This is a genomic window from Cellulosimicrobium sp. SJTW-1 (genome assembly GCF_047716875.1).
Taxonomy (GTDB): Bacteria; Actinomycetota; Actinomycetes; order Actinomycetales; family Cellulomonadaceae; genus Cellulosimicrobium; species Cellulosimicrobium funkei.
Window position 1 is genome coordinate 2479899 of sequence record NZ_CP136680.1, and the last position, 23377, is coordinate 2503275.

Sequence of the window (23377 nt, forward strand, 5' to 3'; positions counted from 1 at the left end):
GCTCGTGCGGTCCGGTGGCGTGCGCGCGGCACGCCGGACGGCTCAGCTGAAGGAGCCGCCGCAGGCGCAGGCGCTGCCCGCGTTGGGGTTGTCGATCGTGAAGCCCTGCTTCTCGATCGTGTCGGCGAAGTCGATCGTCGCACCCTCGAGGTACGGGACGCTCATCTTGTCGACCACGACCTCGACGCCGTCGTAGTCGCGCAGCGCGTCGCCGTCGAGCACGCGCTCGTCGAAGTAGAGCTGGTAGATCAGGCCGGAGCAGCCGCCGGGCTGCACCGCGACCCGCAGGCGCAGGTCGTCGCGACCCTCCTGCTCGAGGAGCGTGCGGACCTTGTCCGCGGCCTCGTCGGTCAGGTTGACGCCGTGCGTGGCAATGTCGGTGGTCTCGCTCATCTCGTCTCCGCGCTGTCGGGGGCAGTGCTGCCCCGGTGGTGGCCGGCTTCTCGGATCTCTCGAGAGAGATCCCGTCAGGTCCTCAACACCACACGTGCCGGTGGTGTTCCCGAGTCTACGACCCCGCGCGGGACTAGGGTCGAACGGGCCTCGCCGCACGGGGCGCGAGGGTGACGACGGAGGACCCATGGACCAGGCGGTGCACTTCGTGACGGTCGCGACGCGAGACCTCGGCGCGGCCCGACGCTTCTACGGCGCGCTCGGCTGGGAGCCTCGGCTCGACGTGCCGGGCGAGATCGTGTTCTACCGGTCCGCGGCCGGCCAGCTCCTCGGCTTCTTCGACGCGGCGAGCTTCGCGCGCGACGCCGGTTCGGCCGGGGCGCCGGCCGCGACCACGGGTGTGACCCTGTCGCACAACGTCGGGTCGCGCGACGCCGTCGTCGAGCTGGTGGACGCGATGGTCGCCGCGGGCGGGACCGTCCGCAAGGAGCCGCAGGAGGGTGAGTTCGGGGGCGTCTTCCACGCCCACGTCGCCGACCCGAACGACCTCGTGTGGGAGATCGCGCACAACCCCGCGTGGTCCGTGCGCGCGGACGGCGACGTGGAGCTCGGCTGACTCAGCCGCGCGACCACGTGCGCGCGACGCGCTCCACGAGGTCGCGCGGGTCGCCGTCACCCCACGCGTACGCGCCGCTGAGCCCTGCGGCCGCCTGCTCGCGGCGGCCCGCGACGACCGCGCGCGCGACGACCACCACCGGGAGCGCGTGCCGCGCCGCCCGGCCGGACACCTCGCGGACGGTCCCCTCGCCGAGCTCGTGCGCGCCGAGCTCGTCCGCGAGCACGACGACGACGTCCGCGGCCGCGAGCCGCGCGTCGAGCCCGACGTCGTCCGCCACGACCCGCAGCGCGGGCACGAGCCTGCCGCCCAGCGCCGCGACGGCGAAGCCCAGCCCTCCCCCGCTGCCCGCCCCCGGCAGCCCGGCGAGGCGGCGGCCCGCCGTCGCGCCCGCGAGCAGGTCGCGCCCGAGGATCCCGCGCTCCCCCGGCCCGCCCGCGTCCGCGCGGTCGACGGCGGCGGCGACGTCGTGCGCGACCGCGCCGAGCGCGCGCTCGAGGTGCTGGGCCACCAGCGGGTCGACACCGCGCGCGTCGAGGGTCGCGCTCGCGCCGTGCAGACCGAGGAGCGGGACGTCCGACGCGACGGCCGCCACGAGGTCGGTACCGCCCAGCGCGGCGCGGGCGGCGCGCACGACGTCCGCCAGCCGGGCGGGCTCGAGGTCCGACGCACCCCCGGCCGACGGCGGCTCGCCCGCGAGCGCGAGGAGCGCCCCGAGGCCCCCGTCGTGGCTCGTGCTGCCCCCGGTCGCGAGCACGACCCGGCCGGGATCCGTCCCCGCCCGAGCGGCGTCGACCGCGAGCGCGAGCAGGTGCCCGACGGCGGTCGACGAGCGGGCGGGCACCGTCGTCGACGTGCCGTCGGCGTCGACGACGACGGCCTCCCCGGTGGCCGGGACCTGGGACACGTCGACGACGACGGTCCGGGCCTGCGCGCCCTCGTGCGGCGAGGACGCGCGCCGTCGGACGGCGACCGGGACCTCCGCGCCGCCCGGGCCCGGCACGACGCCCGCGAGGACCTCGGGCGCGACGGGGGCGAGGGCGTCGAGGAACGCGGGCCCCGATGCCGCGAGGGGCACGGTGTCCACGGCGCCGTGCGCGGACCACCACGAGGCGACGTCGGCGAGGCTCGGTCCGGCGGCAGTCGGCACGACGTCGCGGCCCGGCCACGCGCCGTCGGGCGGGGGCGGGACGGCGGACCCGGTGAGCAGCACGCGCATGCCCGGATTGTGCCAGCCCGGGCGCGGTCCGGCGGGTCGCGCTCGGCGCGCCGATCCGCGGTGGGAGGACCCTCTCCGTCTCCGCGTCGCTGTGCGACGATGGTCCCGTGAGCACCGGGAGCACCTTGTTGTCGTCCGTGGGCGGTCCGAGCACCGCACGCCCGGGCGGTTTCGTCGAGCCCAGCCCGTCCGCCCTGCTCCTGCTGGGGCAGGGCCGCGACCTCGCGTCCGAGCGGGGCGTCGAGTGCGTGGGCGACCTGCCCGCGCCGAGCGACCCCGACCTGGTCGAGCGCGCCCGCGCGGCGCGCGCCGCGCTGGGCGAGCGGGCGTTCGTCCTGGGCCACCACTACCAGCGCGACGAGGTCATCGACTTCGCCGACGTCACGGGCGACTCCTTCAAGCTCGCGCGCGAGGCGGCCGCCCGCCCCGAGGCGGAGTTCATCCTGTTCTGCGGCGTGCACTTCATGGCCGAGAGCGCGGACATCCTCACCTCCGACGCGCAGCAGGTCGTGCTGCCGGACCTCGCGGCGGGCTGCTCGATGGCGGACATGGCCGCCATCGACCAGGTCGAGGACGCGTGGGACGTGCTGCAGGAGGTCGGCATCGCCGACTCGACGATCCCCGTGACCTACATGAACTCCTCGGCCGCGATCAAGGCCTTCACGGGGCGCCACGGCGGCACGGTGTGCACGTCGTCGAACGCGGAGGTCGCGCTGCGCTGGGCGTTCGACCAGGTGGGCGGCGTGGACGGCACGGGCAAGGTCCTGTTCCTCCCCGACCAGCACCTGGGGCGCAACACCGCGGTGCTGAAGCTCGCGATGTCGCTCGACGACTGCGTCGTGTTCGACCCGCGCAAGCCGAACGGCGGCCTCACCGACGCCGAGCTGCGCGACGCGCGCATGATCCTGTGGCGCGGGCACTGCTCGGTCCACGGGCGGTTCTCGGCGAAGAACGTCGACGACGTCCGCGCGGCCGTCCCGGACGTCAACGTGCTGGTGCACCCCGAGTGCAAGCACGAGGTCGTCACGGCGGCGGACTTCGTCGGGTCGACGGAGTACATCATCAAGATGCTCGACGCCGCCGAGCCGGGCTCGGCGTGGGCGATCGGGACCGAGCTCAACCTCGTGCGCCGCGTCGCGCGGGCGCACCCGGACAAGCAGGTGCACTACCTCGACTCGACGGTGTGCTTCTGCTCGACGATGAACCGGATCGACCTGCCGCACCTCGTGTGGGCGATGGAGTCGCTGGTCGCCGGTCGCGTGGTGAACCGGATCGTCGTGGACGCCGACGACGCGCACTGGGCGCGCGTCGCGCTCGACCAGATGCTCGCCCTGCCCGGCCTCTAGGCGCGCGGGCAGGAGCGGTCGAGGCCCTCGGGACGCGGGGGCGCGCGGAGGTGGCCATGGGAACGGGCAACGGGACGAACGTCGGGATCTTCGTCTTCGACGAGGCCGAGGAGCTCGACGTCGCCGGGCCGTTCGAGGTGCTGTCGGCCTGGGCCGAGCACTCGGTGCTCAAGCCCCAGGTGTCGACGTTCTCGTGGGACGGCGGCGGCGTGCGGCTCGCGAAGGGCCTCCGGCTGCTCCCCGACCGCTCGGCGGACGACGTCGGCCCCCTCCACCTGCTCGTGTACCCCGGCGGTCGCGGGACGCGCCCGCTGCTCGCCGACCGCGTGCACCTCGAGTGGCTGCGCGCGATGCGGGCGCGCACCCCGGTGATCGCGAGCGTCTGCACGGGCTCGCTCGTCCTCGCCGCGGCGGGGCTCCTCGCGGGCCGGCCCGCGACGACGCACTGGGCGCACTACGACGAGCTCGCGCGGATCGACCCGAGCGTCGTGGTCGACACGGAGGCGCGCTACGTCGACGACGGCGACGTCGTCACGTCCGCCGGCGTCTCCGCGGGGATCGACATGGCGCTGCACCTCGTCGCGCGCCTGGAGAGCGACGACGTCGCACGCGCCGTGCGGCGCGGGATCCAGTACGACCCCGACCCGCCGGTCTGAGCGGTCAGCCCGGTCTGGGGTCAGCCGACCCGAGCGGTCAGCGGCGCGCGTAGCGGCCGGTGCGGTGCGCCCAGACGTCGAAGAGGACGGTGCAGAACGGCGGGACGGTCGCGGCGAGCGCGAGGAAGGTCGTCCAGAGCGACCAGCGGACGCGCACGGCGACGAGCACGGCGAGCGCGACGTACACGAGCACGAGCGCCCCGTGGACGGGCCCGAAGATCTCCACGCCGCGCTCGGTCGTCCCGGCGACCCACTTGAGGTACATGCCGACGAGCAGGCCGGCCCAGGAGAACGCCTCGGCGATCGCGACCGCGCGGAACGCGCGGACCTGCCACGGGTGCGGGGCGGGCGACCCGGTGTCGGCGGTGGCGGTGGGGCGAGGGGCGGGGCTCGTCGTCGTCACGGCGCGCATCCTCGCACACCGACCTGGAGGGGCGTCCCTCGCCGTCGGTGCCGGATACCCGATACCGCTGGTGCGGGGTAGTAGCCTGCCCCGGTGACCCGCCAGATCCAGCTCCTCGTCGCCAGCACGATGCCGCGCAAGGCCGTGCCGGGCCGCGGCGTCCTCGAGCCGTCCGTCACCCGCATGCGCGTGCGCCCGGGCGACCTCGACTTCTACCTGCACGTGAACAACGGGACGTATCTCCAGATGATGGACGTCGCGCGCAGCAACTTCATCGCCGACCTCGGCGGGTTCCCCCTGCTCAAGGACAAGGGCTGGTACCCCGTCGTCGCGGCGTCGACCATGAAGTACCGCCGCTCCCTGCAGCTCGGGGACCGCTTCGAGATCACGACGCGCGTGCTCGGGTGGGACGAGCGCGTCGTGTACCTCGAGCAGGTGTTCACGCGTCGCGGGGACCTCTGCGCGCGCGGCCTCGTCGCCGGGCGCTTCCTCGCGCGCGGGTCGGGCGACCGGATCGCCGCGCCCGACGTCGTCGGGCTCCTGGGCGGCGACGTCGCCGCCCCCGAGCTCCCGGAGGACGTCGCCCGGTGGGCCCGGGCGGTCGACGTCGCGCACCGCGGCTGACACCCGGGGCGCCCTGTACCGGGCGTGGGCCGGGTGCTTCGATGGGTCGGTGACCGCCGACCGAGAGCACGACCACCCAGCGGCCGACCCGTTCGACGCGACCATGGTCCCGGCCCTGCCCTGCCGGGACATCGACGAGGTGCGCGACTTCTGGACCGCGCTGGGCTTCGACGTCACCTACCGCCAGCTGCGACCCAACCCCTACCTCGCGGTGCGACGCGGCGGCGTCGACATCCACTACTTCGGCCTCGACGGGCTCGCGCCGCAGGACAGCTACAGCACGTGCATCGTCGTCGTGGACGACACGGCGCCGGTCTTCGAGGCGTTCGCCGCGGGGCTCCGCGCCCGTTACGGACGGCTGCCGCTCACCGGCTTCCCGCGCATCACCCGTCCACGGCGGCGCGCGAACGCGGGCGGCACGACCGGCTTCAGCCTCGTCGACCCGGCGGGCAACTGGGTCCGGGTCATGCGCCGCTCCCCCGCTGCGGACGCCTCCACGGACACCTCTACGGACACCGCCACGGACACCTCTCCGGGCGCCGCGGGCGACTCCTCCGCCGGCGCCTACGCCGCACGCCCCGAGGGACGGCTCGCCCGGGCGCTGGACGACGCCGTCGTGCAGGCCGACTCGCACGGCAACCCCGCCCAGGCCCGCAAGATCCTCGCAGGGGCGCTCCGGCGCGCCGGGGAGGACGTCGGCGCCGCCGACCGGGTGCGGGCCCTCGCCTACCTCGTCGAGCTCGCCGCGCGCACGGACGACGCCGCCGCGGCGCGCACGTACCTCGACGACCTCGACGCGCTCGCAGGCACCCTCGACCCGGAGGTGCGCGACGCCGTCGGTCCCGCGCTCGCCGAGGCGGCCGACGTGCGGGCGACGCTCCCCGGCTGACCGGGGAACGCCGCCGCGCGGAGCCAGACGTCGCGAGTCAGGCGACCGCGCCGCCGAGCCGCGCGAGCAGGAGCGCCTCGGCGAGCACCACCTTCTCCAGCTCGCCGAGGTGGACGGACTCGTTCGCGCCGTGCGCGCGCGAGTCCGGGTCCTCGACGCCCGTGACCAGGATCGCCGCGCCGGGGAAGACCTCGAGCAGGTCGGCGATGAACGGGATCGACCCGCCGATGCCGATGTCGACCGGGTCGGTGCCCCACGACGTCGCGAACGCCCACCGCGCGGCGCGCATCGCCTCGGAGTCGCCGGGGGCGAGGAACGGCTTGCCCTGCTCGCCGTCGCGCACGGTCACGCGCGCGCCGAACGGCGCGTGCGACTCGAGGTGCGTGCGCAGCGCCGCCATCGCGGCCGCCGGGTCCTGGCCGGGCGCGAGCCGCACCGAGAGCTTCGCGGTCGCGCGGGGCGTGAGGGTGTTCGACGCGTGCGCGACGCTCGGCGCGTCGAGCCCGATCACGGCGATCGCCGGCTTGGTCCACAGCCGCCCGGCGATGCTGCCCTCGCCCGCGAGGACCGTGCCGTCGAGGAGCGAGGAGTCGGCGCGGAAGTCGGCCTCGGCGTAGTCCACGGTCGGCTCGTCCGCGGTGGCGAGCCCGGGCACGGCGACGTTGCCCGCGTCGTCGTGCAGCGTCGTGATCAGCCGCGCGAGCAGCGTCACGGCGTCGAGCACGGGGCCGCCGAACATGCCCGAGTGCACCGCGTGGTCGAGCACCGCGACCTCGACCTCGCAGTCCACGAGCCCGCGCAGCGACGTCGTGAGCGCAGGCACGCCGATCTTCCAGTTCGAGGAGTCGGCGACGACGATGACGTCGGCCGCGAGCAGGTCGCGGTGCTGCGTGAGGAACGGCAGGAACGTCGGCGAGCCGATCTCCTCCTCGCCCTCGACGAACACCGTCACCCCGACGGGGAGGTCGCCGATCTCCAGGAGGGCGCGCAGCGCGCCGAGGTGGGCCACGACGCCCGCCTTGTCGTCGGCCGCGCCGCGGCCGTAGAGACGGCCGTCGCGCTCGGTCGGCTCGAACGGGTCGGTCTCCCACGTGCCGGCGTCGCCCGGGGGCTGGACGTCGTGGTGCGCGTACAGCAGCACGGTCGGGGCGCCGTCGGGCGCCGGGCGGCGCGCGACGACGGCGGGCGCGCCCTCGGTGCCGTCCTCGGCCCGGGCGCGCAGCACCTGGACCTCGGGCAGTCCGGCGTCGCGCAGGAGCGCGGCCACGGCGTCGGCGCTGGCGGCGACGTGCGCCTGGTCGAACGCGGCGTTCGAGACGCTCGGCACGCGCACGAGCGACTCCAGGTCGGCGCGCAGCGCCGGGAAGAGCCGGGCGACGGTCTCGCGGAGCGTGGTCGCCAGGGCGGTGCCGGGCGCGGGGGCGGTGGGTTCGGGTGAGTTCGTCACGACCAGCACGGTACGACACCGTGCGGCCCCGGACCCGCGTCCAGGCACCCCGTCGGCTCGACTACCCTGGAGGGGTGTTCTCCCGCAACAAGGCCGCCGCGACCCCCGCCGCCCCCGACCCCGTCGAGGAGGCGGCCGAGATCGAGCGCGCCGGCAAGGGCCGCCCGACCCCCAAGCGCAAGGTCTCCGAGGCCGCGAACAAGCGTCCCCTCGTGCCGAACGACCGCCGCGCCGCCGCGAAGTCCGCGCGGGAGAAGCAGCGCGAGATGCGCGACCGTCAGTACCAGGCCATGCAGACCGGCGACGAGCGCTACCTGCCGCCGCGCGACAAGGGCCCGGTCAAGCGCTACGTGCGCGAGTACGTCGACGCCCGCTGGAACCTCGGCGAGTTCTTCCTGCCCGTCGCCCTCGTCTTCATCGTGTTCTCGTTCCTCACGGCGCGGAACCAGGAGCTCGCGTTCCTCACGGTCATGACGCTGTACGTCATCGTCCTGCTCACCGTCGTCGACGGCTTCATCATGTGGCGGCGCCTGCGCAAGCGCCTCCTCGCGAAGTTCGGCGACATCCCCAAGGGCACGGTCATGTACGCGGTCATGCGGGCGTTCCAGCTCCGCCGCGCGCGCCTGCCCAAGCCCACGCACAAGAAGCACGGCGTCTACCCCGAGTGACGACGGCGCCCGGCCCCGCGAGCGGCCGGGCCCGCGGCTAGGTTGGGTCCATGCCCACCTACCGCTACCTCGGCAACTCGGGTCTCAAGATCTCCGAGATCACCTACGGCAACTGGCTCACCCACGGCTCCCAGGTCGAGAACGACGTCGCGACGGCGTGCGTGCACGCAGCCCTCGACGCCGGCATCTCGACGTTCGACACCGCGGACGTCTACGCCAACACGAAGGCCGAGCAGGTGCTCGGCGACGCCCTCAAGGGCCAGCGGCGCGAGTCGCTCGAGATCTTCACGAAGGTCTACTGGCCGACCGGCCCCGGCGGCCCCAACGACACCGGCCTGTCGCGCAAGCACGTCATAGAGTCGATCAACGGCTCCCTGAAGCGGCTCGGCACCGACTACGTCGACCTCTACCAGGCGCACCGGTACGACACCGAGACGCCGCTCGAGGAGACGATGCAGGCGTTCGCCGACATCGTGCGCCAGGGCAAGGCCCTGTACATCGGCGTCTCCGAGTGGACGGCGGACCAGATCCGCGCGGGCCACGCGCTCGCGCAGGACCTCGGGTTCCAGCTCATCTCCTCCCAGCCGCAGTACTCCATGCTCTGGCGCGTCATCGAGGACGAGGTCGTGCCGACGTCGCGCGAGCTCGGGCTCTCGCAGATCGTCTGGTCGCCCATGGCGCAGGGCGTGCTGTCCGGCAAGTACCTCCCCGGCGAGCCGCTGCCGGCGGGGTCGCGCGCGACCGACGACAAGGGCGGCGCGCGCATGATCCAGCGCTTCCTCACCGACGACGTGCTCACGCGCGTGCAGAACCTCCGGCCCGTCGCGGACGAGTTGGGCCTGAGCATGGCGCAGCTCGCGATCGCGTGGGTGCTCCAGAACGACAACGTCGCCGCGGCGCTCGTCGGGGCCTCGCGCCCAGAGCAGGTCGCGGAGAACGTCAAGGCGTCGGGCGTGACGATCCCGGCCGAGCTCATGACCCGCATCGACGAGATCCTCGGGGGTGCCGTCGAGCGCGACCCGGGCAAGACGGCGGAGAACGCCCCGCAGGGCCGCGTCGCCTGACGCACGCCACCGCACGCGACGACGGCCCCGGCAGCACGCCGGGGCCGTCGTCGTCTCCTCACCGGCCGGACGCGGGCATGCCTCCCTCGCCCGGCCGGGGGCCTGCGGTCGCGGGGACGGGCTCCCGTGACATCGTCTCGACGTCCCAGGCGCCCTCGACGTCCGCCGCCACCTCGGGGGCCGCGGCGGCGACGAGCCCGCGCGGCGCGAACCACCGCGCCGTGAGCTGGACGATCGGCCCGACGGCGAGCGCGTAGGCGACCGTCGCCCAGCCGAGCGTGCCGCCGAGCGCCCAGCCCAGCGTCACGACGACGACCTCGAGGAGGGTCCGCACGAGCCGCACCGACCAGCCGGTGCGCGCCACCAGGCCGGTCATGAGCCCGTCGCGCGGTCCCGGGCCGAGCCGCACGCCCAGGTAGGCCGCCGTCGCGAGGCCGTTGAGCACGATGCCCCCGACGGCCAGGGCCACGCTCGCGGCGACGCCCGGGTCGGGGACGAGGCGCGTGACGAGCGCGATGGCCGGGTCGATCGTCAGCGTGATGACCACGACGTTCGCGACCGTGCCGATCCCGGGCCGCTGCCGGAGCGGGATCCAGGCCAGCAGGGCCAGCACGCTCAGCGACCCGACGACGACGCCGAACGGGAGCCCCGTGCGGCGGACGACGCCCTGGTGCAGCACGTCCCAGGGCATCCCGCCCTGGCCCGCGTGGATCAGCATCGCCATGGACAGCGCGTAGCCGAGCAGGCCGAGGAGGAGCTGGGCGGTGCGACGGGTGGGGCTCATGGGGGTCATCCTGACCCCCGAGTGGCATCGACATCCATAGCCAATCGCGAGAGAGTGGCCCCATGAGCCTCGCCCCGGCCGGGACGGTCGACGTCCACCGCCACCTGTCCCCCGCTGCCGCCGCCCGGCTGCTCGGCCGGTGGCACGCGGGCGGCCCCGCGTACACCGCCCTCGCCGACGCGCTGCGGGCCGCCGTCCTCGCGGGAACCCTCGCGCCGCACACGCGCCTGCCGTCGGAGCGCGACCTCGCCGTCGCCCTCGGCGTCTCGCGTACCACGACCGCCGCCGCGTACGGGCGGCTGCGCGAGCTCGGGTTCGCGCGCTCGCGCACCGGCTCGGGGACCGTCGTCGTGCTGCCCCGCCCGAGCGCGCGCCGGCCCGCGGACCGCGCGGCCGGCGGGGACGCCCCGCCCGGGCCCGCGCCGCGCACCGCGCCGATCGACCTCGCCGACCTGTCACAGGCGACCTCCGCGGCCCCGAGCGGCCTGCACGCGGCCTACTCGCGCGCGCTGGAGCGGCTGCCCGAGTACCTGTCCGGCGGCGGCTACGAGCCGTACGGCCTCGGCGTGCTCCGCGAGGCCCTCGCCGACCACCACACGCGCCGCGGCACGCCCACCACGCCCGACGAGGTGCTCGTCACCACGGGTGCCCAGCACGCCATCACCACGCTCGCCGACACCCTCCTCGGGGCGGGAGACCGCGCCGTCGTGCAGTCGCCCACGTACTACCACGCGATGGAGTCGCTGCGACGGGCGGGCGCGCGGCTGGTGCCCGTCCCCGTGGGGCGCGGCGACCGCGGGGCGCGAGGCGGCCACGACCACGACGCGCCAGGGTTCGACGTCGACCTGTTCGACTCGACGCTGCGCCAGGTCGCGCCGCGGCTCGTCTACCTCGTGCCCGACTTCCACAACCCGACCGCCTACACCCTCACGCCCGAGGAGCGGGCGGGCGTGCGCGACGCCGCGGCGCGCCACCGCGTGACCGTGGTCGGCGACGAGACGCTCACCGACCTCGACCTCGACGGTGACCCGGACGCCACCGGTCCGGTCGTGGAGCCGCTCGCGGGCGACGGCACCTCGCCGTACGTCGTCACGGTCGGCTCGGCGTCCAAGTCGTTCTGGGGCGGGCTGCGGGTCGGCTGGGTCCGCGCCCACCCGGACCTCGTCGCGCGTCTCGCGCGCACGCGCCAGTCGGCGGACATCGCCACCGCGGTGCTGGAGCAGCTCACCGTCGTCGAGCTGCTCGACGACGCCCCCGCGGTGCTCGCCGAGCGCCGTCGGACGCTCCGCGCGCAGCGCGACCTCCTGTGCGGGCTGCTCGCCCGGGCGCTGCCGCAGTGGCGCGTGGACGTGCCCGAGGGCGGTCTCTCGCTGTGGGTCGACCTGGGCGCCCCGGTCGCGCAGGCCCTCGCCGCCGCCGCGGCGGCCGAGGGCGTGCTCGTCAACGCCGGCCCGACCTTCACGCCCGACGGCAGCGCGGCCGACCGGCTACGCCTGACGTTCTCCCGACCGCCCGAGCAGCTCGAGCACGCCGTGGCACGGCTCGCCGCCGCGTGGGCCCGGGTCGCGGGCTGACGGTCCCCCCGGGACGACGGCGCGCGACAGGCTCGCGCGCCCGCGTCGCCCGCGTCGCCAGGGGCGGACCCGCCGGCCGTGCGTCCGGGTCAGGAGGCGGGCGACCCGGTCAGGGGACGCGCAGCTCCACCGTCGCCGTCGCCTGGCTGCCGTCGTGCAGGAGCCGGGCGGCGGCAGCGCCCTCCGCGGCGAGGCTCCGCCAGGTCTCGCCGAGCCACTGCTCGGCGTCGTACTGCGTCGTGAAGACGGGGCTCACCGGCGAGGCGAGCGCGCGCCCCTCGGCGTCGTCGAGCTCCCAGACCCACTGCGGCCGGATCATCGTGCCTCCTTCGCGTCGGCGCCCCGCACGTGCGCGCCGGGCTCGGGGTGCCGCGCGAGCGAGCGGTTGATCCGCGCCGCCCACAGCGGTCCCTGGTAGAGGAACCCGGTGTACCCCTGCACGAGGTCCGCGCCCGCGTGCAGGTAGTCGCGCGCGTCGTGCGCGGTGGTGATCCCCCCGACGCCGATGATCGCGCGCTGCGGCCCGAGCCGCTCGCGCAGGCGCGCGACGACGGCCAGGCCCCGCGCGCGGACGGGCGGGCCCGAGAGGCCGCCTGGCCCGCGGTCGTGCCCGATCGTCGTGTTCACGGCGACGACGCCGTCGAGGTCGAGCTCGTCCACGAGGTCGGCGACGGCGTCGACGTCCTCGTCCGCGAGGTCCGGGGCGATCTTGACGAGCAGCGGCACCCGGCCGACGCCCGCGTCCGCCGTGGCCGCGTCGGCCGCCTCGCGCACGGCCACGAGGATCGGCCGCAGCGACTCGACCTCCTGGAGGTCGCGCAGGCCCGGGGTGTTCGGGGACGACACGTTCACCACGAGGTAGTCCGCGTACGGCGCGAGCAGGCCCGCGCTCGTCGCGTAGTCCGCGGCCGCCTCCTCGGCGGGCGTGACCTTCGTCTTGCCGATGTTCGCCCCGACGAGCACGGCACGCCCGCCCCGCGTCGAGCGCAGGGCCGCGAGCCGGCGCGCGGCCGCCGCGGCGCCCTCGTTGTTGAACCCCATGCGGTTGCGCACGCCCTGGACGTCGAGCTCGCGCCACAGGCGCGGCCGCTCGTTGCCGGGCTGGGCGTGCGCCGTCACGGTGCCGATCTCGACGAACGCGAAGCCGAGCATCGTCAGCCCGCGCACCGCCCGGGCGTCCTTGTCGAAGCCGCCCGCGAGCCCGAACGGCGCCGGGAAGACCTTGCCGAGCACCTCGACGCTCCCCCGGCCCCCCGCCGCGCGGCCCAGGTAGGGCGCGAGCGCCCCCTGGACGACGTCGCGCAGCACGGGCACGCGCCCGGCGAACCCGATGAGGTCGAACGCCACGTGGTGCGCCCGCTCGGGGTCCATCCGGCGGAACACGGTGTCGAAGAGGAGGCCGTAGAGGAGCGGTCGGCGGCGGGTCATGCGGCGTCCTCCGGGGCGTCGGTGGCGGGGGTGGTGGGGGGCGGGGTGGTCGCGCCGGGCGCGGCGGGCCGGGTGCGCCAGAGCCACCAGAGCCCGACGAACGGCAGCACGAGCGGGACGTAGCCGTAGCCCTGGCCGAAGCCCGACCAGACGGTCGCGCGCGGGAAGGCCTCGGGGTCGGCGAGCGAGAACGCGCCGACGGTCAGGACGCCGACGAGCTCGACGCCCACGGCGAGCCACGCGACGCGGCGCGCGACGCGGCCGCCCCGCGCGAGGGCGATCGTCGCGACGACGTAGACCGCCGCCGCGAGCGCCGACAGCGCGTAGGCGAGCGGCGCCTCGTGCCAGTCGCGCAGGAGCTGGACCCCCGCACGGGCGGTCGCGGCGAGCGCGAAGATCCCGTAGACGGCGACGAGCACCCGGCCGAAGCCGCCGTTGGTGCGGCGCTGCCCCGACCGTGGGTCCGGGCGACCGCCCGCTGCGGGCGTCGCCGCCGGGTCCGCCCCGTCGGGGGCGGCAGGTGCGCTCATGGCGTGGGCCTCCAGGTCAGGCGTTCCAGATCTGCCACAGCCGCCACTCGAGGAACGCGACCGTGAGCGCGGCGACCGCGAGCACGACGGAGCTCCAGCGCGAGCGCTCCGCGAACGCCCACAGCGCGGCGACGGGCAAAATGACGAGTGCGGTCACGAGGTAGCCCCACAGCAGGACCGGGTCGGTGGGCGCCGTCCCGGTCGCGCCGAGCACGCCGAGCACGACCGCCTGCACGAGGATCAGCCCCTCGATCACCGCGGCGCCCCACAGCTGGCGCAGGATCACCGCGCGGTCGCGCGCGACGAACACGACCGCCCAGGCGGCGAGCGCGACGCACGCCGCGACCACGAGGAGCAGGAGGGGGAGGACCACGCCGCCGAGCGTACCGGGGGCGGTGGGCGCCGCGGGAATCGTCCACAGGCCCGGCGGACCCCGCGGGCGGCCGGGGATAGCATCGCGGGGTGGCTGAACTGACCGTCTCCAGCAAGAATCCCGCCGGTGCCAAGGTCGACGCGCTCGTCGTCGGCACCCACACGACGTCCGACGGCGTCGCGATCGTCGGGGGCGACCTGCCCCGTCCGGTGGTCGCCGCCCTCGAGGACCTCGCACCCGCGCTCGGCATCACGGGCGCCGCCGACGAGGTCCGCAAGGTCCCCGCCGGTCCCGACCTCAAGGCGGGCGTGCTCGTGCTCGTGGGCCTCGGCGCCCGTCGGGCCGACGGCACGTTCGGCGCCGAGGCGCTGCGCCGTGCGGCAGGGGCCGCGCTGCGCGCGCTCGCCGGCACCGCGTCGGTCGCCGTCGCGCTGCCCGTCGAGGACGACGCGCAGCTCGCCGCCGTCGCCGAGGGCGCGCTCCTGGGCACGTACACGTTCGCGCGCTACCGCACGGGCGAGGCCGCGACGTCGGCCGGGAGCCGTCCGCCCGCGACCGTCGAGATCCTCGCGGCGAACGCGCGCAGCGCCGCCGCGAAGGCCGCGGTCGAGCGCGCGACGGTCGTCGCCGCCGCCGTGAACGCGACGCGCGACCTCGTCAACGCGGCGCCGAACGACCTGTACCCGGCCGCGTTCGCCGACGTCGCGAAGCAGGCCGTCAAGGAGTCCGGCGCCAAGGGCCTCAAGGTCACCGTGCTCGACGACAAGGCGCTCGCCGCGGGCGGGTACGGCGGCCTGGTCGGCGTGGGCCAGGGCTCGGCGCGCGGGCCGCGCCTCGTCAAGGTCGCCTACACGCCGTCGCGCCCTGCGGCGAAGGTCGCGCTCGTCGGCAAGGGCATCACGTTCGACTCGGGCGGCATCTCCATCAAGCCCGCGAAGGGCATGGAGGCGATGAAGTCCGACATGGCCGGCGCCGCCGCGGTGCTCCAGACCGTCGTCGCCGCCGCGCGCCTGGGCCTGCCCGTGGCGGTCACGGGCTGGCTGTGCCTGGCGGAGAACATGCCGTCCGGCACCGCGCAGCGCCCGTCCGACGTCATCACGATCCGGGGCGGCAAGACGGTCGAGGTGCTCAACACCGACGCCGAGGGCCGCCTCGTCATGGCCGACGGCCTCGTCGCGGCGGTCGAGGAGAAGCCCGACGTCGTGCTCGACGTCGCGACGCTCACCGGCGCCCAGATGGTCGCGCTCGGCAACCGCGTCTCGGCGGTCATGGGCGCCGACGACGTGCGCGCGGAGGTCGTCGCGGCGGCCGACGCCGCGGGCGAGCAGTTCTGGCCGATGCCGCTGCCCGAGGAGCTGGGCGCGTCGCTGAAGTCGAAGGTCGCGGACCTCGCCAACATCGGCGACCGGTTCGGCGGGATGCTCGTCGCCGGGCTGTTCCTCCAGGAGTTCGTCGGCGAGACCCCGTGGGCCCACCTCGACATCGCCGGCCCCGCGTTCAACGAGGGCTCCGCGCACGGGTACACGCCGGTCGGCGGCACGGGCGTCGCCGTCCGCACCCTGCTGGGCCTGGTCGAGGGCCGCGCCCGCCGCTGACCCAGCCCCGCCGAGCAGGTGGTCCTGGTCCGTCCGGTCGCTCCGACGGACCAGGACCGCCTGCTCGCCCGGCGGACAGCCCCTCAGGAGCTCCTGCGCTGGCGCGAGTTCCAGTCCCGCATGCGCTGCGGGTACCCGGTGAAGCGGACGTTGTAGACGGGCACGCCCAGCGAGCCGGCGACGTCGAACGCCGTCTTCTCGTCCGGGACGCGCCGTCGCGTCCACTCCCCCGTCGTCGCGATGAGCAGGAGCGTCGCGCCCGTGTCCGGCGTGGGCGGCTCGACGTACGCCTCGACGCCCACGCGCGTGCGCACGAACTCCTGCAGGTGCGCGAGCGTCGCGCGGCGGGCGTCCGACGGCGCGGCCGCGGCGCCGCCCGGCGACGAGGTCGTCGCGGGACGGCGGGAGAACAGGCTGGACAGCTTGGGCAGCCGGGGCACAGCGGCAGGGTACAGCGTGACCCTGGTCATACGGTGGGCACGCTGTCTCCATCGTCACAGCCGTACGGCCCAGGTTTCGATTGGGGAGCCCGTCCCCGAGGTGCCAAGATGGCTCCCGGAGAACGTTCACGCACCGTGGGTCAGCGGTTCCCGTCCGGCCCGCCGTCGTGCCGTGGACGCCCGCTCTCGCTCTCCCCTCGCTGAAGGAGTCGCACGTGGCCGAACCCGGCACACCATTCGACGTCGTCGTCCTGGGCGGAGGCAGCGCCGGCTACGCCACCGCGCTGCGTGCCGCCCAGCTCGGTCTCGACGTCGCGCTCGTCGAGTCGGGCCGGCTCGGCGGCACCTGCCTGCACAACGGGTGCATCCCCACCAAGGCGCTGCTCCACGCGGCCGAGCTCGCCGACGGCGCCCGCGAGGGCGCGAAGTTCGGCGTGCGCAGCACGCTCGAGGGCATCGACATGGCGGGGGTCAACGCGTACAAGGACGGCGTCGTCGCCGGCCTGTACAAGGGCCTCCAGGGACTCGTCTCCTCGCGCGGCATCACGTACGTCGAGGGCCACGGGCGCCTCGTGTCGCAGGACACGGTCGAGGTCGACGGCACCCGCTACACCGGCCGCCACGTCGTGCTCGCCACCGGCTCGTACGCCCGGTCGCTGCCCGGTCTCGAGATCGGGGGCCGGGTCGTCACGTCCGACCAGGCGCTGCGGCTCGACCGCGTGCCGAAGTCGGTCGTCGTGCTCGGCGGCGGCGTCATCGGCGTCGAGTTCGCGAGCGTGTGGAAGTCGTTCGGCGCCGACGTCCAGATCGTCGAGGCGCTGCCCCACCTCGTGCCGAACGAGGACGTGGCGCTGTCGAAGGCGCTCGAGCGCGCGTTCCGCAAGCGGGGCATCGCGTTCTCGCTCGGCGACCGGTTCGCCGGCGTCAAGGAGACCGACTCCGGGGTCACCGTGACCCTCGAGTCCGGCAAGACGTTCGAGGCCGAGCTGCTGCTCGTCGCCGTCGGGCGCGGCCCGCGCACCGCGGACCTCGGGTTCGAGGAGCAGGGCCTCACGCTCGACCGCGGCTTCGTGATCGTCGACGAGCGCCTGCACACGGGCGTCGGCAACATCTGGGCCGCGGGCGACATCGTCCCCGGCCTCCAGCTCGCCCACCGCGGCTTCGCGCAGGGCATCTTCCTCGCGGAGCAGATCGCGGGCCTCGACCCGACGCCGATCGTCGAGTCGTCCATCCCCCGGGTCACGTACTGCGAGCCAGAGGTCGCGTCCGTCGGCGTCACCGAGGCCGACGCCGCCGAGACGTGGGGGGCCGACCAGGTCGAGTCCCTCGAGTACAACCTCGCCGGCAACGGCAAGAGCAAGATCCTCGGGACGAGCGGCTTCGTCAAGCTCGTGCGCCGCAAGGACGGTCCCGTCGTCGGCGTGCACATGATCGGCGCCCGCGTCGGCGAGCTCGTCGGCGAGGGCCAGCTGATCGTGGGCTGGGAGGCGTACCCCGAGGACGTCGCCGCCCTGGTCCATGCCCACCCCACCCAGAACGAGGCACTCGGAGAGGCGCACCTGGCCCTGGCCGGCAAGCCTCTGCACGCCCACAACTGACCCCAACGATCGAAGGAGACCAGGCAGGTCATGTCTGAGAACGTGCAGATGCCGGCCCTCGGCGAGTCCGTCACCGAAGGCACCGTCACCCGTTGGCTCAAGTCGGTCGGCGACACCGTCGCCGTCGACGAGCCGCTGCTCGAGGTCTCGACCGACAAGGTCGACACCGAGATCCCGTCGCCCGTCGCGGGCACGCTCGAGCAGATCCTCGTCCAGGAGGACGAGACCGTCGAGGTCGGCGCGAACCTCGCCGTGATCGGCGACGGCTCGGGCGGTGGCGGCTCCGCGCCGGCCCCCGCCGAGGCCGAGACCGAGGCTCCGGCCCCGCAGGCCGCGCCGGAGCCGGAGCAGCCGGCCGCCCAGGAGGCGCCCGCCGCCCCCGCGCCCGCCGAGCAGCCCGCGCCGTCCGGCGACTCCGCCGGTGGCGGTGAGGAGATCAAGCTCCCGGCGCTCGGCGAGTCCGTCACCGAGGGCACCGTCACGCGGTGGCTCAAGTCGGTCGGCGACACCGTCGAGGTCGACGAGCCGCTGCTCGAGGTCTCGACCGACAAGGTCGACACCGAGGTCCCGTCGCCCGTCGCGGGCACCGTCCAGCAGATCCTCGTCCAGGAGGACGAGACGGTCGAGGTCGGCGCCGTGCTCGCGATCGTCGGCTCCGGTGCCGCCCCGGCCGCGGCCCCCGCCGCTCCGGCCGAGCAGCCCGCGCAGGAGGCGCCGAAGCAGGAGGCTCCGAAGCAGGAGGCTCCGAAGCAGGAGGCTCCGAAGCAGGAGGCTCCGAAGCAGGAGGAGGCGCCGACCGAGGCGCGCACCCCGGCGAGCGAGGCGGACGTCCCCGCGCAGGCCGCGCAGGAGGAGACGCCCGCCCCCGCGACGAGCGCCCCCGCTCCGGCAGCCGAGAAGCCGGCCGCGCCGTCGGCTCCTGGCGCGACCCCGGCCCCGGCCGCCAAGGCCGGCGGCACGTACCTCACGCCGCTCGTGCGCAAGCTCGCCGCGGACAAGGGCGTCGACCTCTCGTCCCTCACGGGCACGGGCGTCGGCGGCCGCATCCGCAAGGAGGACGTGCTCGAGGCAGCCCGCAAGGCCGAGGAGGCCAAGGCGGCGCCCGCCGCTGCCGCACCGGCGGCTCCCGCGGCCGGTGGCGCCCCGAAGAAGGCGTCGGTCCCGGCGGTCTCCCCGCTGCGCGGCACGACCGAGAAGACGAGCCGCCTGCGCAAGCTGGTCGCGAGCCGCATGGTCGAGGCGCTGAGCACGCAGGCCCAGCTCACGACGGCGGTCGAGGTCGACGTCACGCGCGTCGCCGCCCTGCGCAACCGCGCCAAGGCGGACTTCAAGGCACGCGAGGGCGCGAACCTCACGTTCCTGCCGTTCTTCACGCTCGCCGCGGTCGAGGCGCTCAAGGCCTACCCGAAGATCAACGCGACCTTCGCCGAGGACGAGATCACCTACCACGGCCAGGAGAACGTGGGCATCGCGGTCGACACCGAGCGCGGCCTCGTCGTCCCCGTCATCAAGGACGCGGGCGACCTCAACCTCGCCGGCATCGCGCGCAAGATCGCCGACCTCGGCGCCCGCACGCGTGCCAACAAGGTCGGTCCGGACGAGCTCGCGGGCGCGACGTTCACGATCACGAACACCGGCTCGGGCGGCGCCGTCTTCGACACGCCGATCGTCCCGGTCGGTCAGGTCGCGATCCTCGGCACGGGCACGATCACGAAGCGCCCCGTCGTCGTGACGGACGTCGACGGGAACGACACGATCGGCATCCGCTCGACGTGCTTCATCTTCCTGTCCTACGACCACCGCCTGGTCGACGGTGCGGACGCCGCGCGCTTCCTCACCACCATCAAGAACCGCATCGAGGAGGGCGCGTTCGAGGCCGAGGTCGGCCTCTGACGGACCCGCTCCGCGGTACCCGCCGCGGACGGCGCCGGCCTGCTCCGGCGCGACGCTGACGAGGGCCCCGACCGCACGCCGGTCGGGGCCCTCGCTCGTCCCTCCGTCCCGGCCGCGGATCCGTCGCGCGGACCGTGCCGAGTCCGCCGCAGACCCGTAGCGTGTCCCCCATGGACATCGTCGTGGCGGGCTCGCACGGGCTCATCGGCACCGAGCTGCTCGAACGTCTCCGGGCGGACGGTCACCACGTGCGCCGCCTGGTGCGCCGCGCACCGCAGACCTCGGACGAGCACGAGTGGGACCCCGACTCCGGCCGGCTGGACCCGGGCGTGCTCGCGGGGGCGGACGCCGTCGTCAACCTCGCCGGAGCGGGCATCGGCGACCACCGCTGGACGACGGCGTACAAGCGGACGCTCGTCACGTCCCGCACGCGCACCACCGGGCTGCTCGCCCGCACGCTCGCCGGCCTCGACGCGCCGCCGCCGGTCTGGCTCCAGGGCTCCGCCATCGGGTACTACGGCGACCGGGGCTCCCAGATGCTCACGGAGACGTCCGCGTCCGGAGACGGCTTCCTCGCGCGGCTGGTCCGCGAGTGGGAGGCCGCGACCGCACCCGCCGAGAAGGCAGGGGTCCGTGTCGTGCACGCCCGCACCGGCATCGTCCTCTCCCCCGACGGCGGCGCGCTCGGCCGGCTGCTGCCCCTCCTGCGGCTCGGCGTGGGCGGGCGCCTCGGCCCCGGGACGCAGTACTGGAGCTGGATCACGCTGCGCGACGAGGTCGCCGCGCTGCAGCACCTCCTCACCGCACCCGTGCACGGCCCCGTCAACCTGTCCGCCCCGCACCCGGCGACCAACGCCGAGATCACCCAGGCGCTCGCGCGGGCGCTGCACCGTCCCGCCGTGCTCGCGGTGCCGTCGTTCGCCCTGCACGTCGCGCTCGGCGAGCTCGCGTCCGACATCCTCGGCTCCCAGCGCGCCCTGCCCACCGTCCTCGAGGCGAGCGGGTTCACGTGGTCCGACCCCGTCCTGGAGGACGCCGCGCGCGAGGTCGTCGAGAGCCGCTGACCGGCGGTCTTCACACCCGGGCAGCGGACGGCACCCGGCGCGCTCGACGACGGCTCGCCCTGCCGTACGGGCGAGGTCACCGCGCCTCGGCGACGCGCCACCCCGCGTCGGTCCACCGCAGCACCAGGACGGCCGTGGTCCGCGGCGTGGCGGGCACCGCCACCTCGCCCGCGGCCGAGCGCTGGTGGTGGGCCGACACCGCGTAGTCCACGGCCACCGTCGCGACCTCGTCCCCGTGCCCCTCGTCGGCATCCGGCGGCCGGGGCTCGACGTGCCGGGCGTCGAAGACCTCGGCCCGTGCCCCGACCACGTCGACGCCGTCGAGGGCGGCGAGCAGCTCGGCGTCGCGGGCCTCCGCGGCCGAACCAGCGACCATCACCGCGGACAGGTTCCCCGCACCGTCCGCGAGCAGCTCCAGCCGCCGCGCCGTGAGGGTGCGCGCCGCACCGAGCGGGTCAGCCCGGTCGAGCGTGGGGTCGGTCGCCGGATCCGCGGCCGACGCCGTGCGGGTGGTCGCGGGACCGTCGCCGCGCACGGGCGAGGGCCACGGTGTGCCGACCGCGAGCGCGACGACCACCGCCACGACGAGCCCCGCGCTGCCGAGGAGGGCCGTCGTCGTGCGGCCGGGCCACGGGAGTCGCCGCCGGTCCGGCCGGCGGGCGTGCGCACCGGCCGGTGCCCCCGGCCGGAGTCCGGACAGCGGCGCCCCGCGCCGCGGGCGCTCCGGGATCCCGCGCACCCCACGACGGCCGGGCGCCGCGGCCACGTCGTCGCGGGCCGCTCGCCGCCCCGGCACCGCCGGGCGGGGAGCTCGCCGACCCGCCAGGGCGCCGGCGACGAGCCGCGCGGGGTCCGGCATGACGATCGGCTGCGGCTCGACCGCGTCGTAGCAGCGCGCGGCGAACGTCCCGACGGCGGGACGGGCGGCCGGGTCGTCGCGGAGCGCGACGGCGAGCTCCGCGTGCAGCGCGGCGAGGGCCCGCGCCTCGTCGGGGTCGGGCGGCGCCGCGTGCGCGGGGTGGCTCGACGCGGGCGGAGGGACGAGACCGAGGACCGTGCGGGCGAGGTCGCGGACGTCGTCGGCGCTCGACGCCGTCGTGGGCGCCAGCGGCGGGCGCAGCACCGTCCGGCCGTCCGGGGCGACGACGACCGACGCGGCGTCCAGGACGCCGTGGCTGCGACCCTCGCGGTGGAGCGCCGTCAGCGCCTGGGCGACCGGGACGAGGACCGTCACCGCCTCCCCCGCGCGGAGCGGCTCGCGCGCGGCGGCGAGCTCGTCGAGGCGCAGCCCGCCGACGTGGTCGACGAGGACGGCGAGCGACGAACCGTCCGCCGCCACGACGCCGCGCACCGCCGCGAGGTGCTCGTGCTCCCCGCCGAGCCCGCGCAGGTGCTCGACGAGCGCGGCCCGCGCCCCCGGGTCCGCGGGCGCCGCGAGCAGCGCGACCTCGCACACCGTCCCGGCGGCGTCGCGGGCGACCACCCCGCCGACCGCGCCCGGCTCCCGCCGCAGCGACCACCCCGCCGCGGCGAGCGCCGGCCCGAGGTCGGCGACGGACGGCCCGGGCGGGCGCGGGCGGCGGGACGACGACGGCATGCCCCCATCCCACCGCACGACACGCCCGCGCGAGCCGTCGTCCACAGGACGAGTCTGCCCCGGGCCAGTTCCGGGGACGCGCGCCGTCACACGTCGAGCAGGCGACCCTCCCGCGCGCTGCGGCGCGCGGCGTCGAGCACCTCGGCCGTGCGGACGGCGTCGCGCGGGTCGACCGGCACGGGGCCGTCGTCGAGCAGCCATGCGGCGACCGCGCGGTAGAAGTCCGCGTGCCCGCCGGGGGTCTGCGGCACGGGCTCGCGCTCGCGACCGCGCGTGACCCAGCCGAGGGTGCCCGCGGGCGCGGCGTCGTCGAACACCTCGAAGGGCGACGCGTCGTTCTCGAACGTCGTGACGACGTACGCCCCGCCCGTGCCGAGCACACGGGTGCGCGGGCCGGGCGCACCGACGACGGACCCCGCCCAGAGGCGGCTCACGACGGCGTTCCCGTCGGCGTCCGGGGCGTGGTGGAGCACGAGGAACACGTCGTCCTCGGTGGGGGTCGTGTGCGAGCGGAGCTCGGCCCACACGCCGGTGACGGGACCGAAGAGCTGGGTGGCGGAGTCGACGAGGTGCGGCCCGAGGTCGAGGAGCAGGCCGCCCCCGACGAGGTCGTTCTCCTTCCAGCGTTGCTGCGGCACGGGACGCCAGCGCTCCCAGCGGCGCTCGAACGTGTGGACCCGGCCGAGGTCGCCGCGGTCGAGCACGGACCGCAGCGTGAGCTGCTCCGGGTCCCACCGGCGGTTCTGGAAGACGGTGAGCGGGGTCCCCGCCTCCTCCGCGGCGTCGACGACGGCGCGCGACGCCGTGGCGCCCAGGGCGAGCGGCTTGTCCACCACGACGGGGACGCCCGCGCGCACGAGCGCGGTCGCGTGGTCCGCGTGGAGCGCGGACGGGCTGGCCACGACCACGACGTCGTAGGCCGCCCGGTCGGCGAGGAGGGCCTCGACGTCGTCGTGCAGGTGCACGCCGGGCCAGTCCTCGGTGGCGGCGGCGCGGCGCTCCCGCGAGCGCACGACGACGGCCGTGACGGAGTGCCCGGCCTCGCGCACGAGACGGGCGTGGATGCCGCGGCCGGCCCCTCCGTACCCGACGATCCCGACCCTGAGCGTGCGTGCGGCGGTGTCCATGCCGACCAATCTAGCGGCGTCGCGGCCGGGCGCCGGGGGCGCACGGGGC

Annotated in this window: 24 protein-coding genes; 12 read left to right on the forward strand and 12 right to left on the reverse strand. The window is 75.7% G+C overall.

Features of this window, described 5'->3' with window-relative positions; all coding sequences use genetic code 11:
* Nucleotides 1-42: 42 nt before the first annotated feature.
* Complete coding sequence (gene erpA, locus RSE42_RS11325; RefSeq protein WP_043658948.1) at nt 43-393, reverse strand: iron-sulfur cluster insertion protein ErpA; 351 nt, start codon at nt 391-393, stop codon at nt 43-45.
* Between the two features lie 187 nt (nt 394-580).
* On the opposite strand from erpA, the gene RSE42_RS11330 reads away from it, so the two are divergent.
* Nucleotides 581-1009, forward strand: a complete 429-nt coding sequence (locus RSE42_RS11330; protein ID WP_415296268.1) for a VOC family protein — start codon at nt 581-583, stop codon at nt 1007-1009.
* 1 nt (nt 1010) lies between these two features.
* On the opposite strand, the gene RSE42_RS11335 is transcribed toward RSE42_RS11330, so the two are convergent.
* Nucleotides 1011-2228 carry a glycerate kinase gene (locus RSE42_RS11335; protein WP_415296270.1) on the reverse strand — a complete coding sequence of 406 codons (1218 nt, stop codon included), beginning with the start codon at nt 2226-2228 and terminating at the stop codon, nt 1011-1013.
* A 137-nt stretch (nt 2229-2365) separates the two neighbouring features.
* Between RSE42_RS11335 and nadA the strand changes: the two genes are divergently transcribed.
* Together nadA and RSE42_RS11345 are read left to right on the forward strand one after the other, a co-directional pair.
* Nucleotides 2366-3574, forward strand: a complete 1209-nt coding sequence (gene nadA / locus RSE42_RS11340) for a quinolinate synthase NadA (protein ID WP_043658512.1) — start codon at nt 2366-2368, stop codon at nt 3572-3574.
* A 56-nt stretch (nt 3575-3630) separates the two neighbouring features.
* Nucleotides 3631-4230: a DJ-1/PfpI family protein gene (locus RSE42_RS11345; RefSeq protein WP_391515344.1), complete on the forward strand. Its 600-nt coding sequence runs from the start codon at nt 3631-3633 to the stop codon at nt 4228-4230.
* A 37-nt stretch (nt 4231-4267) separates the two neighbouring features.
* Here RSE42_RS11345 and RSE42_RS11350 read toward each other — a convergent pair whose 3' ends face one another.
* Nucleotides 4268-4633: a DUF3817 domain-containing protein gene (locus RSE42_RS11350; RefSeq protein WP_241769880.1), complete on the reverse strand. Its 366-nt coding sequence runs from the start codon at nt 4631-4633 to the stop codon at nt 4268-4270.
* A gap of 93 nt (nt 4634-4726) precedes the next feature.
* On the opposite strand from RSE42_RS11350, the gene RSE42_RS11355 reads away from it, so the two are divergent.
* Together RSE42_RS11355 and RSE42_RS11360 are read left to right on the forward strand one after the other, a co-directional pair.
* The gene (locus tag RSE42_RS11355; protein WP_396051980.1) at nt 4727-5257 is read left to right on the forward strand and encodes an acyl-CoA thioesterase; all 531 of its coding nucleotides are present in this window, start codon (nt 4727-4729) and stop codon (nt 5255-5257) included.
* Between the two features lie 49 nt (nt 5258-5306).
* The gene (locus RSE42_RS11360; RefSeq protein WP_391515339.1) at nt 5307-6146 is read left to right on the forward strand and encodes a hypothetical protein; all 840 of its coding nucleotides are present in this window, start codon (nt 5307-5309) and stop codon (nt 6144-6146) included.
* 37 nt (nt 6147-6183) lie between these two features.
* On the opposite strand, the gene RSE42_RS11365 is transcribed toward RSE42_RS11360, so the two are convergent.
* Nucleotides 6184-7593, reverse strand: a complete 1410-nt coding sequence (locus tag RSE42_RS11365; RefSeq protein WP_370512500.1) for a dipeptidase — start codon at nt 7591-7593, stop codon at nt 6184-6186.
* 74 nt (nt 7594-7667) lie between these two features.
* Between RSE42_RS11365 and RSE42_RS11370 the strand changes: the two genes are divergently transcribed.
* Complete coding sequence (locus RSE42_RS11370; protein ID WP_043658508.1) at nt 7668-8261, forward strand: DUF3043 domain-containing protein; 594 nt, start codon at nt 7668-7670, stop codon at nt 8259-8261.
* A gap of 50 nt (nt 8262-8311) precedes the next feature.
* Complete coding sequence (locus tag RSE42_RS11375; RefSeq protein ID WP_415296273.1) at nt 8312-9325, forward strand: aldo/keto reductase family protein; 1014 nt, start codon at nt 8312-8314, stop codon at nt 9323-9325.
* Between the two features lie 58 nt (nt 9326-9383).
* Here RSE42_RS11375 and RSE42_RS11380 read toward each other — a convergent pair whose 3' ends face one another.
* A complete protein-coding gene (locus RSE42_RS11380; RefSeq protein WP_415296274.1) occupies nt 9384-10109 on the reverse strand; it encodes a YczE/YyaS/YitT family protein in 726 nt (241 codons plus the stop codon).
* 62 nt (nt 10110-10171) lie between these two features.
* On the opposite strand from RSE42_RS11380, the gene RSE42_RS11385 reads away from it, so the two are divergent.
* Nucleotides 10172-11683, forward strand: a complete 1512-nt coding sequence (locus RSE42_RS11385; protein WP_391515331.1) for a PLP-dependent aminotransferase family protein — start codon at nt 10172-10174, stop codon at nt 11681-11683.
* Between the two features lie 109 nt (nt 11684-11792).
* Here the strand turns inward: RSE42_RS11385 and RSE42_RS11390 are convergent, their stop codons facing one another.
* Genes RSE42_RS11390 through RSE42_RS11405 form a run of 4 tightly spaced genes read right to left on the reverse strand, consistent with a single transcriptional unit; the run spans nt 11793 to nt 14014 of the window.
* Complete coding sequence (locus RSE42_RS11390) at nt 11793-12002, reverse strand: hypothetical protein (RefSeq protein WP_076405433.1); 210 nt, start codon at nt 12000-12002, stop codon at nt 11793-11795.
* Complete coding sequence (locus RSE42_RS11395) at nt 11999-13111, reverse strand: quinone-dependent dihydroorotate dehydrogenase (RefSeq protein WP_051028503.1); 1113 nt, start codon at nt 13109-13111, stop codon at nt 11999-12001. The genes RSE42_RS11390 and RSE42_RS11395 overlap by 4 nt, the downstream gene beginning before the upstream one ends.
* A complete protein-coding gene (locus RSE42_RS11400; RefSeq protein ID WP_051028504.1) occupies nt 13108-13641 on the reverse strand; it encodes a hypothetical protein in 534 nt (177 codons plus the stop codon). The genes RSE42_RS11395 and RSE42_RS11400 overlap by 4 nt, the downstream gene beginning before the upstream one ends.
* A gap of 16 nt (nt 13642-13657) precedes the next feature.
* Entirely contained in the window at nt 13658-14014 is a 357-nt protein-coding gene (locus tag RSE42_RS11405; RefSeq protein ID WP_034652936.1) for a hypothetical protein, read from the reverse strand.
* A gap of 89 nt (nt 14015-14103) precedes the next feature.
* On the opposite strand from RSE42_RS11405, the gene RSE42_RS11410 reads away from it, so the two are divergent.
* Complete coding sequence (locus RSE42_RS11410) at nt 14104-15609, forward strand: leucyl aminopeptidase (protein WP_034652934.1); 1506 nt, start codon at nt 14104-14106, stop codon at nt 15607-15609.
* Between the two features lie 83 nt (nt 15610-15692).
* On the opposite strand, the gene RSE42_RS11415 is transcribed toward RSE42_RS11410, so the two are convergent.
* Entirely contained in the window at nt 15693-16049 is a 357-nt protein-coding gene (locus tag RSE42_RS11415; protein ID WP_043658675.1) for a hypothetical protein, read from the reverse strand.
* Between the two features lie 215 nt (nt 16050-16264).
* On the opposite strand from RSE42_RS11415, the gene lpdA reads away from it, so the two are divergent.
* From lpdA to RSE42_RS11430, 3 genes are all read left to right on the forward strand, one after another.
* Nucleotides 16265-17647: a dihydrolipoyl dehydrogenase gene (lpdA, locus tag RSE42_RS11420; RefSeq protein WP_061269200.1), complete on the forward strand. Its 1383-nt coding sequence runs from the start codon at nt 16265-16267 to the stop codon at nt 17645-17647.
* A 30-nt stretch (nt 17648-17677) separates the two neighbouring features.
* Entirely contained in the window at nt 17678-19540 is a 1863-nt protein-coding gene (gene sucB / locus RSE42_RS11425; protein ID WP_415296278.1) for a 2-oxoglutarate dehydrogenase, E2 component, dihydrolipoamide succinyltransferase, read from the forward strand.
* 170 nt (nt 19541-19710) lie between these two features.
* A complete protein-coding gene (locus RSE42_RS11430) occupies nt 19711-20604 on the forward strand; it encodes a TIGR01777 family oxidoreductase (protein WP_415296279.1) in 894 nt (297 codons plus the stop codon).
* A 76-nt stretch (nt 20605-20680) separates the two neighbouring features.
* Here RSE42_RS11430 and RSE42_RS11435 read toward each other — a convergent pair whose 3' ends face one another.
* Together RSE42_RS11435 and RSE42_RS11440 are read right to left on the reverse strand one after the other, a co-directional pair.
* Nucleotides 20681-22201 carry a hypothetical protein gene (locus RSE42_RS11435; RefSeq protein WP_415296281.1) on the reverse strand — a complete coding sequence of 507 codons (1521 nt, stop codon included), beginning with the start codon at nt 22199-22201 and terminating at the stop codon, nt 20681-20683.
* Between the two features lie 86 nt (nt 22202-22287).
* Entirely contained in the window at nt 22288-23328 is a 1041-nt protein-coding gene (locus RSE42_RS11440; RefSeq protein WP_415296283.1) for a Gfo/Idh/MocA family protein, read from the reverse strand.
* Nucleotides 23329-23377: the final 49 nt, after the last annotated feature.

Excerpts from the sequence above, each read along its gene's own strand:
- erpA (WP_043658948.1), bottom strand. The coding sequence starts at position 393 with ATGAGCGAGACCACCGACATTGCCACGCACGGCGTCAACCTGACCGAC.
- RSE42_RS11330 (WP_415296268.1), top strand. The coding sequence starts at position 581 with ATGGACCAGGCGGTGCACTTCGTGACGGTCGCGACGCGAGACCTCGGC.
- RSE42_RS11335 (WP_415296270.1), bottom strand. The coding sequence starts at position 2,228 with ATGCGCGTGCTGCTCACCGGGTCCGCCGTCCCGCCCCCGCCCGACGGC.
- RSE42_RS11345 (WP_391515344.1), top strand. The coding sequence starts at position 3,631 with ATGGGAACGGGCAACGGGACGAACGTCGGGATCTTCGTCTTCGACGAG.
- RSE42_RS11375 (WP_415296273.1), top strand. The coding sequence starts at position 8,312 with ATGCCCACCTACCGCTACCTCGGCAACTCGGGTCTCAAGATCTCCGAG.
- RSE42_RS11380 (WP_415296274.1), bottom strand. The coding sequence starts at position 10,109 with ATGAGCCCCACCCGTCGCACCGCCCAGCTCCTCCTCGGCCTGCTCGGC.
- RSE42_RS11385 (WP_391515331.1), top strand. The coding sequence starts at position 10,172 with ATGAGCCTCGCCCCGGCCGGGACGGTCGACGTCCACCGCCACCTGTCC.
- RSE42_RS11390 (WP_076405433.1), bottom strand. The coding sequence starts at position 12,002 with ATGATCCGGCCGCAGTGGGTCTGGGAGCTCGACGACGCCGAGGGGCGC.
- RSE42_RS11395 (WP_051028503.1), bottom strand. The coding sequence starts at position 13,111 with ATGACCCGCCGCCGACCGCTCCTCTACGGCCTCCTCTTCGACACCGTG.
- RSE42_RS11400 (WP_051028504.1), bottom strand. The coding sequence starts at position 13,641 with ATGAGCGCACCTGCCGCCCCCGACGGGGCGGACCCGGCGGCGACGCCC.
- sucB (WP_415296278.1), top strand. The coding sequence starts at position 17,678 with ATGTCTGAGAACGTGCAGATGCCGGCCCTCGGCGAGTCCGTCACCGAA.
- RSE42_RS11430 (WP_415296279.1), top strand. The coding sequence starts at position 19,711 with ATGGACATCGTCGTGGCGGGCTCGCACGGGCTCATCGGCACCGAGCTG.
- RSE42_RS11435 (WP_415296281.1), bottom strand. The coding sequence starts at position 22,201 with ATGCCGTCGTCGTCCCGCCGCCCGCGCCCGCCCGGGCCGTCCGTCGCC.
- RSE42_RS11440 (WP_415296283.1), bottom strand. The coding sequence starts at position 23,328 with ATGGACACCGCCGCACGCACGCTCAGGGTCGGGATCGTCGGGTACGGA.